Annotated in this window: 7 protein-coding genes; 5 read left to right on the forward strand and 2 right to left on the reverse strand. The window is 66.5% G+C overall.

Annotated features, from left to right (window positions below; all coding sequences use genetic code 11):
• The first annotated feature begins 173 nt into the window (after positions 1 to 173).
• The gene (locus V3B64_RS18740; protein WP_329914685.1) at positions 174 to 1,616 is read left to right on the forward strand and encodes an ExeM/NucH family extracellular endonuclease; all 1,443 of its coding nucleotides are present in this window, start codon (positions 174 to 176) and stop codon (positions 1,614 to 1,616) included.
• A 59-nt stretch (positions 1,617 to 1,675) separates the two neighbouring features.
• On the opposite strand, the gene V3B64_RS18745 is transcribed toward V3B64_RS18740, so the two are convergent.
• Positions 1,676 to 2,533 carry an EamA family transporter gene (locus tag V3B64_RS18745; protein ID WP_032128214.1) on the reverse strand — a complete coding sequence of 286 codons (858 nt, stop codon included), beginning with the start codon at positions 2,531 to 2,533 and terminating at the stop codon, positions 1,676 to 1,678.
• Positions 2,534 to 2,576: 43 nt separating this feature from the next.
• Between V3B64_RS18745 and V3B64_RS18750 the strand changes: the two genes are divergently transcribed.
• Positions 2,577 to 3,248 carry a CocE/NonD family hydrolase gene (locus V3B64_RS18750; protein WP_049462815.1) on the forward strand — a complete coding sequence of 224 codons (672 nt, stop codon included), beginning with the start codon at positions 2,577 to 2,579 and terminating at the stop codon, positions 3,246 to 3,248.
• Positions 3,245 to 4,345, forward strand: coding sequence for a cell division protein ZapE (gene zapE / locus V3B64_RS18755; RefSeq protein ID WP_032128212.1), 1,101 nt, complete (start codon positions 3,245 to 3,247; stop codon positions 4,343 to 4,345). Before V3B64_RS18750 ends, zapE begins: the two co-directional genes overlap by 4 nt.
• A gap of 75 nt (positions 4,346 to 4,420) precedes the next feature.
• Here the strand turns inward: zapE and V3B64_RS18760 are convergent, their stop codons facing one another.
• Entirely contained in the window at positions 4,421 to 5,257 is an 837-nt protein-coding gene (locus V3B64_RS18760) for a DUF2884 family protein (protein WP_329914686.1), read from the reverse strand.
• Between the two features lie 530 nt (positions 5,258 to 5,787).
• Between V3B64_RS18760 and V3B64_RS18765 the strand changes: the two genes are divergently transcribed.
• Positions 5,788 to 8,190, forward strand: a complete 2,403-nt coding sequence (locus tag V3B64_RS18765; RefSeq protein WP_032128210.1) for a ribonucleoside-diphosphate reductase subunit alpha — start codon at positions 5,788 to 5,790, stop codon at positions 8,188 to 8,190.
• A 127-nt stretch (positions 8,191 to 8,317) separates the two neighbouring features.
• A complete protein-coding gene (locus tag V3B64_RS18770; protein ID WP_008264781.1) occupies positions 8,318 to 9,337 on the forward strand; it encodes a ribonucleotide-diphosphate reductase subunit beta in 1,020 nt (339 codons plus the stop codon).
• Positions 9,338 to 9,656 lie beyond the last annotated feature (319 nt).

The raw sequence follows: 9,656 nt of genomic DNA on the forward strand, positions 1-9,656 counted from the left end.
ACCGGTAGTGTCGGCCGCTGGCCGGCAACCACGCATGGCTTGAAGGTCATGAGGTTGCCGGCCAGCGGCCGGCACTCCCCAGGCTTTGCCCACCAAGGTCAAAACCCTGCCCGCAGGCGGGGTTTCGTATTTCAGGGTTAGTCTGTGCGCCTCTTCCATGGAGTCGCCCGTCGATGCGCCGCCGTTCCCTCGTCCTTGCCCTGTCCCTGCTGCTGCCGGCCGGCGCCTTTGCCCAGGCCCAGCCGCAGGCCGCACCGGTCGCGTCGCCGTCCGCCGCGCGCAGCAGCGCCACCGTGGTGCTGACCACCGCGCCGGCCGACTGGCGTGCGCTGGATGGCCAGCGCGTGCGCATCGCCGCACCGCTCACCCTGGCCGGCACCGATGGCCTGGAGCGCTTTGGGCAGCTCACCGTGGCCTTCGATGGCCGCCTCTGGCAGCCGACCGAAGTGGCCGCGCCGGGTACTGCCGGCTATGAGCAGGTGATGGCCGACAACCAGCGCCGCCGCCTGCTGCTGGACGACGGCAGCGAAGCCCGCGACCCGGCCAGCGTGGCCTACCTGCCAGCCAACCCGGTGCTGCGCACCGGCATGCAGCTGCGCAATGTGGAAGGTGTCGTGCACGTGGACGCACAGGGCCGTCCGCGCCTGCAGGTCGAGGGTGCACTCACGTTGCCCGAGCTGAAGCGTCCGGCGGTGCCGACGGTGCCGGGCAGCCTGCATATCGCTGCATTCAACCTGGAGAACTTCTTCAATGGCGATGGCCAGGGCGGTGGCTTCCCGACCCTGCGCGGCGCGCGCACGCTGGAAGAGCACAAGGCGCAGGTCGGCAAGCTGGTGGCCACGGTCAACGCGCTCGGTGCCGACATCGCCGCGTTGATGGAACTGGAAAACGATGGCTATGGCCCGCAGTCGGCCATCGCCGAACTGGTCAGCGCCCTCAACGCCGGTCTTGCCGCCGACAAGCAGTGGGCCTTCGTCGATGCCGGCGAGGGGCCGGGCAGCAACCCGATCCGGGTTGGCATCATCTATCGCAGGAGCGCGTTCAAGCCGCTGGGCAAGCCGTTGACCAGAACCGACGGTCCGTTCGCCGAACACAGCCGCGCACCGCTGGCGCAGGCCTTCCAGGGCAAGGGCGCACCGTTCATGGTGGTCGCCAACCATTTCAAGTCCAAGGGCTGCCGTGATGCCAACGGCGGCGATGCCGACCGCAACGATGGCCAGGGTTGCTGGAATGCCACCCGGGTGGAATCGGCAAAGCAGTTGAACCAGTGGGTGCAGGCCGAAGCTGGCCGCCTGAAGGTGAAGGACGTGGTGCTGCTGGGCGATTTCAACGCCTACGCGATGGAAGACCCGATCCGCACCCTGCATGACCTGGGCTGGCAGGACGCATTCAAGGTCGCCCAGGTCGAGCATCCTTACAGCTACGTCTACAACGGCTATACCGGCCGCCTCGACCATGCGCTGCTGAGCCCGGGCATGGCCCAGCGCCTGCGCGGTGCCGCCGAGTGGCACAGCAATGCCGACGAACAGGACGCCAGCGGCTACCAGGGCCGCAACGTGCAGGGCCCGTGGCGCAGTTCCGACCACGATCCGCTGCTGCTGGGTTTCGATAAATAACGCCCAGCGCCGGGTCGGATCCCATTCCAACGGAATGGGCTCTGACCCCGAGGCCGGGCTCAGCCCCAGGCGATCAATCCAATCGCCAGCACCGCCAGCGCCAGCCCGGCGCGGTTCCACTTCGTGGTGGCCTCGCCGAAGGCGAACACGCCCACCAGCGCGCCCAGCACCACCACGCCGATGTTCATGCCGGCGAACACGGTGGCCGGGCTCTCCGGCATGGACTGATGCGCGTGCACATAGAAAAGAATGTTGCCGCCGTTGAGCAGGCCCAGCAGCGCGCCCGCACCGAGGTTGCGCCAGGCCAATCGGCTGCGGCCACTGGCGTGCCGCCACAGCTGAAGTGCCAGCATCAGCACGAAGGCCACGCTGAAGCTGGCCAGCACCGCCGCCATCGACGGCGTGCCGGACAGCGCCACCTGCTTGAGCAGCACGTCGACCACCGCGAACCCGGCCCAGACGCCCAGCAGCCAGCCCCAGCCGCCGGGTGAGGACGCCACCGCCGGGCCGCGCGGGCGCAGGCTGATCGCCACCATCGCCAGCAGGCCCAGGCCGAGACCGGCGAGCTTCCACGGCGTCGCAGTCTGGCCGAAGAACAGGAAGGCGGCGGCCAAAGACAGCAGCAACGACAAGCGCTGCGCCACGTCGCTGCGGACGATGCCGGCCACCGCCACCGCGCGGCCCAGCACCAGGAAGATCGATGGCAGCACCACCGCCAGTGCCAGCAGCGACAGCCACGGGGCATGTGGCGCGCGCAGTGCGTCCAGCGGCGGCTGCAGCACCACGGCGGTGAGCGTTGCCGCCACCAGATAGTTCCAGGTGACCATCTGCGAAACATCCAGCTGGCGGCGTCCGGCCACCTTCAACAACACCGAAACCAGCACGCTGCAGATCACGGCCAAGGACAGGTAGAGCATGGGGCGGGCACAGGGCAGGGGCAGGGGACGGTATCATGGTGCCATGCACAAGCCTTCGTTCCCCGTCGCCCCCGGCGAAACCGCCTGCCTCGAACTGGCCGGCCCGGCCGGCCCGCTGGAAGTGGTCGTCGACCTGCCCAAGGCCGATGTGCCGGCGCAGCCGATCGTGGCCATCATCTGCCATCCGCTGTCCACCGAAGGCGGCACCCTGCACAACAAGGTGGTCACCATGACCGCCACCACCCTGCGCGAGCTGGGCATCACCACGGTGCGCTTCAACTTCCGCAGCGTCGGCGCGTCGGCCGGTGAGTTCGACCACGGCGTGGGCGAGCAGGATGACCTGAAGACCGTCGCCGCCTGGGTGCAGAGCCAGCGCCCCGACGACCGTCTGTGGCTGGCCGGTTTCAGCTTCGGCTCGTTCGTATCGCTGAAGGCGGCTGCCGCGCTGCAGCCGGAAGCGCTGATCTCGATCGCACCGCCGGCCGGCCGCTGGGATTTCGATGGCATCGCGCCGCCGGCCCGCTGGCTGGTGATCCAGGGCGAGCAGGACGAGATCGTCGACCCGCAGGCCGTCTACCAGTGGCTGGACACGCTGGACGTCCCGCATGAGCTGGTGCGCATGCCCGAGACCAGCCATTTCTTCCACCGCAAGCTGATCGACCTGCGCGGCGCGCTGACCCACGGCGTCAAGCACTGGCTGGGCGCAGCGGCATGAGTGCAACCGAGCTGACCCCGTCGCAGCGGTACGCGGAAGGGGTTGCCCGTGGCGACTGGCAGAACGACCCGGCCCAGCACGCAGCGCTGGCCGAACTGGACCGCATCCACCTGGGCCTGGTCGACAGCGCCGAAGACGGCTGGCTGGACCGCCTGTCCTCGTTCTGGAAGAAGCCCGAGCCGGTGAAGGGTCTGTACTTCTGGGGCGGCGTCGGCCGTGGCAAGACCTTCCTGGTCGACCTGTTCTACGACGGCCTGCCGATCAAACAGAAGTACCGCACGCATTTCCACCGCTTCATGCGCAGCGTCCACGAGCGCCTGCGCGAGCACCAGGGGCAGAGCGACCCGCTGGCGAAGATCGCCCAGGAATGGCGCAGCAACCTGCGGGTGCTGGTGCTGGACGAATTCTTCGTCACCGACATCGGCGACGCGATGCTGCTGGCACGGCTGCTGGAGCGCCTGTTCGCCGAAGGCGTGACCCTGGTGACCACCTCCAACACGGCGGTGGAGAACCTGTACCTCAACGGCCTGCAGCGCGAGAGCTTCCTGCCGGCCATCGGCCTGCTGCAGCGCTTCTGCGTGGAGCTGTACGCCGAGGGCACCGAGGATTACCGGATGCGCGCGCTGACCCGCTCGCCGGTGTACCGCGCACCGCTGGCCGCCGATAGTGATGAGTGGCTGGCCACGCGTTGGAACGAACTGAGCGGCGGCCAGCCGGCCAAGCCCGGCAACATCGAGATCGAAGGCCGCAAGATCCCGGTGCGCGGCCGTGGCAAGAGCATTGCCTGGTTCGATTTCGCCGCGTTGTGCGAAGGCCCGCGTGGCCCGTCGGATTACATCGAGATCGCCCACGAGTTCAACACCGTGCTGCTGGGCGGCATTCCTGCCTTCGATCGCCTGAACGAAGATGCCGCGCGCCGCTTCGTCAACCTGATCGACGAACTGTACGACCGCCACGTCAACTTGGTCTGCACCGCCAGTACCTCGCCGATCGAGCTGTACACCGGCCAGCGCCTGCAGGGCGCGTTCGAGCGCACCGCCTCGCGCCTGATCGAGATGCAGAGCGCCGAGTACCTGGGTACCCCGCACCGGGCGTGAGGGCGCCACCCAGGTAAATGCGTTGCCGGCCAGGGTTCCGGTAGTGCCGGCCGCTGGCCGGCATCCGCCGCGCGGTTACCGGGTCGGCGCCACGGCGTTCCCACGCGGCCGCTCATCCGGCCCGGCCGACACATGCAGGCCCGAGCCATCGCCGTGCTCTACCCGTACGCTCTCGCCGCGCTCCAGCAGCCGCAGTGGCTGGCCCTGGTAGCGCACCTCCAGCGCGTCGTGGGCGTCTGCCAGCGACTGCACCAGCGGGCACAGCGCCTGCGCGCGGGCCTCGATGCGCTCGGCGCGGCCTTCCAGCTGCTGTTCCATCTGCGCGTCCAGGCGGTCGGCGCGTTCCTCCATCGCATCGCTGCGACCGGTGAACACCTGCCACAGCACGCTGCGGGCGATGGACGCGGACAGCGACTCGGCCATGTCCTGCACCTTGGCCTCGAAGCCCGGCCCGAACACTGCCTGTTCCCAGTAACCCTTGCCCAGCGTGCCGCCGATCCAGTCATCGGCCTGCCGGCGCAGGCGCCGGACCTTGCGGCTGTTGGCGGTACCGGTGAGGCTTTCATAGACCCCGTCGAGCACGTCGAAGCTCAGCCCACTCACTTCATGGGCCAGCGCGGTGGCCGCCGGCATCAGCTGCCGCGCCCCAGCCTCCATCTGCCGCAGGCGGGCGGCGTCGGCCTCGCTGACCGGCACGATCGTGTCGTCCAGGCTCAGCACGCCATCGTGGAACACCACCTCGTGCGGCGCCTGCGGGCCATGCCGCAGCCAGATGCCGCCGCTGTCCACCAGCACGTCGTAGTCGGTATGGATGCCGCACTGGTCCGAACGCAGGTCCGGCCCTTCGGCGGCCAGCGCCGGGGCAATGAACAGGGCAGGCAGCAGGGCCAGCGCGGGCAACCGCAGGTGCATCGGAGCATCCTTTTCCGGGAGCGAGCGGCCAGCATCCGCTGCCAGCGCGCGGGCGTCACCGGCCGGAAGTCACCCGTCCACCGGATTCCCACCGGCTGCCCACCAGCTATCCACAGGGTTGTCCCTAGCCAGTTTCATCACTGTCATGTGAAGCTGTCATTGTTCCGTTTTCGCGGTGCGTTGTACCACCGCGATGACGCCTTTCGGGCTTGACTGCGCAGCCCGTTCCGGCAGGTCTGAAGCGTCTGATCCGGGCGCCGATGGCACGATCCTTGCGGCGCAAGGGATTGCCGAATTTCACTACATTTGGCGTTGACGGACCCCATTACCCCCACTATCTTGTGGCCGTCGGTCGCAGCAACCCCAATTCCAGGGGGTGCCCGGGGTACCCATCCGCGATCGTCAACGGCAGTGGCAGGCGCAGGGTCTCATCCCCTGCGACGCCGTCCTGCCATCCTGGGCTGTCATGTCCCGGGCTGCGTCACCCGATGCATCGAGCACCCACCAATCACGCCAAGAGGACACACGCCGTGACCACCGAATCCAGCGCCACCATCGAGAAGGAAAGCGAATTCCTGTTGACGTCGCCGCCGACGGCCAACGCGATGAGTGTGACCAAGCGCAATGGCACGACCGAACTGGTGGACCTGAACAAGATCGTGCGCGCGGTGCAGCGTTCCTCCGAAGGCCTGCACGCCGTCGATCCGATGCGCGTGGCCACCCGCACCATTTCCGGCCTGTACAACGGCGCCACCACCCGCGAGCTGGACGAACTGTCCATCCGCACCGCCGCCCTGCTGATCGGTGAAGAGCCCGAGTACGGCCGCCTCGCTGCGCGCCTGCTGGCCAACTACATCGCCAAGGAAGTCTCGGGCCAGGAAATCTACGCCTTCTCGCAGTCGGTCAGCCGTGGCCATGAAGTCGGCCTGATCAACGACCGCCTGCTGAACTTCGTGCAGACCAACGCGCGCAAGCTCAACGATGCCATCGACATCTCGCTGGACCTGAACTTCGATTACTTCGGCCTGCGTACCCTGTACGACCGTTACCTGCTGCGCCATCCGCACACCCGCAAGGTGATCGAGACCCCGCAGCAGTTCTTCCTGCGCATTGCCAGCGCGCTGAGCGAGGATGTATCCGAGACCCTGGCGCTGTACAAGCGCATGGGCAACCTGGACTACCTGCCGTCCAGCCCGACCCTGTTCAATTCCGGCACCACCCACGAGCAGCTGTCCTCGTGCTTCCTGCTGGATTCGCCGCAGGACTCGCTGGAGTCGATCTATTCCAAGTACGGCGACATCGCCCAGCTGTCGAAGTTCTCCGGCGGCATCGGCGTCAGCTACACCCGCGTGCGTTCGCGTGGTTCGCTGATCAAGTCGACCAACGGCCACTCCAACGGCATCGTGCCGTGGCTGAAGACCATGGATTCGTCCGTGGCCGCGGTGAACCAGGGCGGCAAGCGCAAGGGCGCAGCCTGCGTCTACCTGGAAACCTGGCACGCCGACGTCGAGGACTTCCTCGAGCTGCGTGACAACACCGGTGACGAAGCCCGCCGTGCGCACAACCTGAACCTGGCCAACTGGGTGCCGGACCTGTTCATGAAGCGCGTCGAGGCCGACCAGGAATGGTCGCTGTTCGATCCGCGCGTCGTGCCGGAGTTCACCGACCTGTTCGGCGAAGCCTTCGAGCAGGCCTACCTGCAGGCCGAAGCCCAGGGCAAGGCCAACCGCACCATCTCCGCGCGCAAGCTGTACGCCCGCATGATGCGTACGCTGGCCGAGACCGGCAACGGCTGGATGACCTTCAAGGACAAGTGCAACCGCGCCAGCAACCAGACCCTGCGTCCGGGCAACGTGATCCACCTGTCGAACCTGTGCACCGAAATCCTGGAAGTCACCTCCAACGATGAAACCGCGGTGTGCAACCTGGGTTCGATCAACCTGGGCAACCACTTCGACGAGCACAACGAGTTCGACTTCGAGAAGCTGGCCGAGACCGTGCGCCTGGCCGTGCGCCAGCTCGACCGCGTCATCGACCTGAACTTCTACCCGATCGAAACCGCCCGCCGCGCCAACCTGCGCTGGCGTCCGGTCGGCCTGGGCTGCATGGGCCTGCAGGACGTGTTCTTCCGCAAGCGCCTGCCGTTCGACAGCGCCGAAGCCCGCGCCCTGTCGAAGAAGATCGCCGAAGCAATCTACTTCCACGCGCTGGAAACCTCTTGCGAGCTGGCCCAGGAACGCGGCAAGCACCCGTCGTTCAACGACACCCGCGCCGCCGGTGGCGAACTGCAGTTCGACGCCTGGAACGTGGTGCCGGAAGACACCGCGCGCTGGGATGCCCTGCGTGCCCGCATCAAGGAGCATGGCCTGCGCAACTCGCTGATGATCGCGATCGCGCCGACCGCCACCATCGCCTCGATCGCCGGCTGCTACGAGTGCGTCGAGCCGCAGGTGTCCAACCTGTTCAAGCGCGAGACCCTGTCCGGTGACTTCCTGCAGGTCAACCGCTACCTGGTGAACGAGCTGAAGAAGCTGGGCCTGTGGACCGCCGACATGCGCGACGCCATCAAGCTGGCCGAAGGCTCCATCGCCGGCGTGGCACAGATTCCGGAAACGCTGCGCGAGGTCTACCGCACCGCGTGGGAACTGCCGATGCGTTCGCTGATCGACATGGCCGCCGAGCGTGGTGCCTTCATCGACCAGTCGGCCTCGCTCAACCTGTTCATGGAAAGCCCGAACATCGGCGCGATGTCCTCCATGTACATGTACGCCTGGAAGCAGGGCATCAAGACCACCTACTACCTGCGTTCGCGCCCGGCCACCAAGATCGCCAAGACCACGGTCAGCAGCGCAGCCCCGGCCAAGGTGTTCAGCCCGGACGAAGCCATCGCCTGCTCGCTGGAAAACCCGGAAGCCTGCGAGGCCTGCCAATAAAAGCGGCCGTGGGGGGGGGGGGGGGGGGCCCCCGCGGTGGGGGGGGGGGCGGGGGCGCGCGCAGGAAAAAACACACAAAAAGCCGGCCATGCCCGGCGTTTTGACCCGAGAAGACAAGGAAACACCCATGGCCGACAAGCCCAAGCAGATGCTGCTCGATCCCGGTTTTGAACTGACCCTGCGCCCGATGCGCTACCCGCAGTTCTATGACATGTACCGGAACGCGATCAAGAACACCTGGACGGTGGAAGAGATCAACTTCCAGATCGACATCACCGATCTGCACAGCAAGATGTCGCCGGGTGAGCGCCATCTGATCCACCGCCTGGTCGCGTTCTTTGCCACCGGCGACTCGATCGTGTCCAACAACCTGGTGCTGAACCTGTACCAGCACTTGAACGCGCCCGAAGCGCGCATGTACCTGTCGCGCCAGCTGTACGAAGAAGCGCTGCACGTGCAGTTCTACCTGACCCTGCTCGACAACTACCTGCCGGATCCGGAAGAGCGCGTCAAAGCCTTCGCCGCGGTGGAGAACATCGACTCGATCAAGAAGAAGGCCGACTTCTGCTTCAAGTGGATCGACTCGATCCAGGACCTGAAGCGCATCGAGACCCGTGCCGAGCGCCGCCAGTTCCTGCTCAACCAGATCTGCTTCGCTGCGTGCATCGAAGGCCTGTTCTTCTTTGCTGCCTTCGCCTACGTGTACTACTTCCGTTCGCGCGGCCTGCTGCCGGGCCTGGCCTCAGGCACCAACTGGGTGTTCCGCGACGAGAGCGCGCACATGGAGTTCGCGTTCGAGTCGGTGCGCGTGGTGCGTGAGGAAGAACCGGACCTGTTCGACGACGAGATGAAGCAGCAGGTCTACGACATGCTGGCCGAAGCCATCGAATGCGAAGTGCAGTTCGCCGAGGACGTGTTGTCCGGCGGCGTGGCCGGCATCTCGACCCGCGACATGCGCCAGTACCTGCAGCACTGTGCCGACCAGCACTTCGCCAAGCTGGGCATGGAAAAGAAGTACAACGTGCGCAACCCGCTGCCGTTCATGGAGCTGCAGGACGTGCAGGAGCTGACCAACTTCTTCGAACGCCGCGTCTCGGCCTACCAGGTCGGCGTGCAGGGCGAAGTCGCCTTCGACATGAACTTCTGATCGAACCGGTCAGTTCTGTCGCAACAAGAAACCCCGGCCAGCGCCGGGGTTTCTTGTTGGTAGCGCCGGGCCATGTCCGGCGGAGCCTGCCTGGTGCTACCGGCCGTCATGCTGCACGCGGGCCTTTGTAGAGTCGAGCTTGCTCGACTGCCGTTCGCGCAAAGCGGTCGAGCATCTTGTATGTTCCTCCCGGCTTGTATGTTCCTCCCGGCTCCTACGAGGTATGTAGGAGCCAGGGTGGAGGGACCGTCAAGCATGCATCTGCGGATACTAGCCGACAGACGAGTCGAGCGATCCCCATCCCGCACACGAACGTCGA

The sequence above is a fragment of the Stenotrophomonas sp. SMYL86 genome, assembly GCF_036320025.1.
GTDB classification, from domain to species: Bacteria; Pseudomonadota; Gammaproteobacteria; order Xanthomonadales; family Xanthomonadaceae; genus Stenotrophomonas; species Stenotrophomonas maltophilia_A.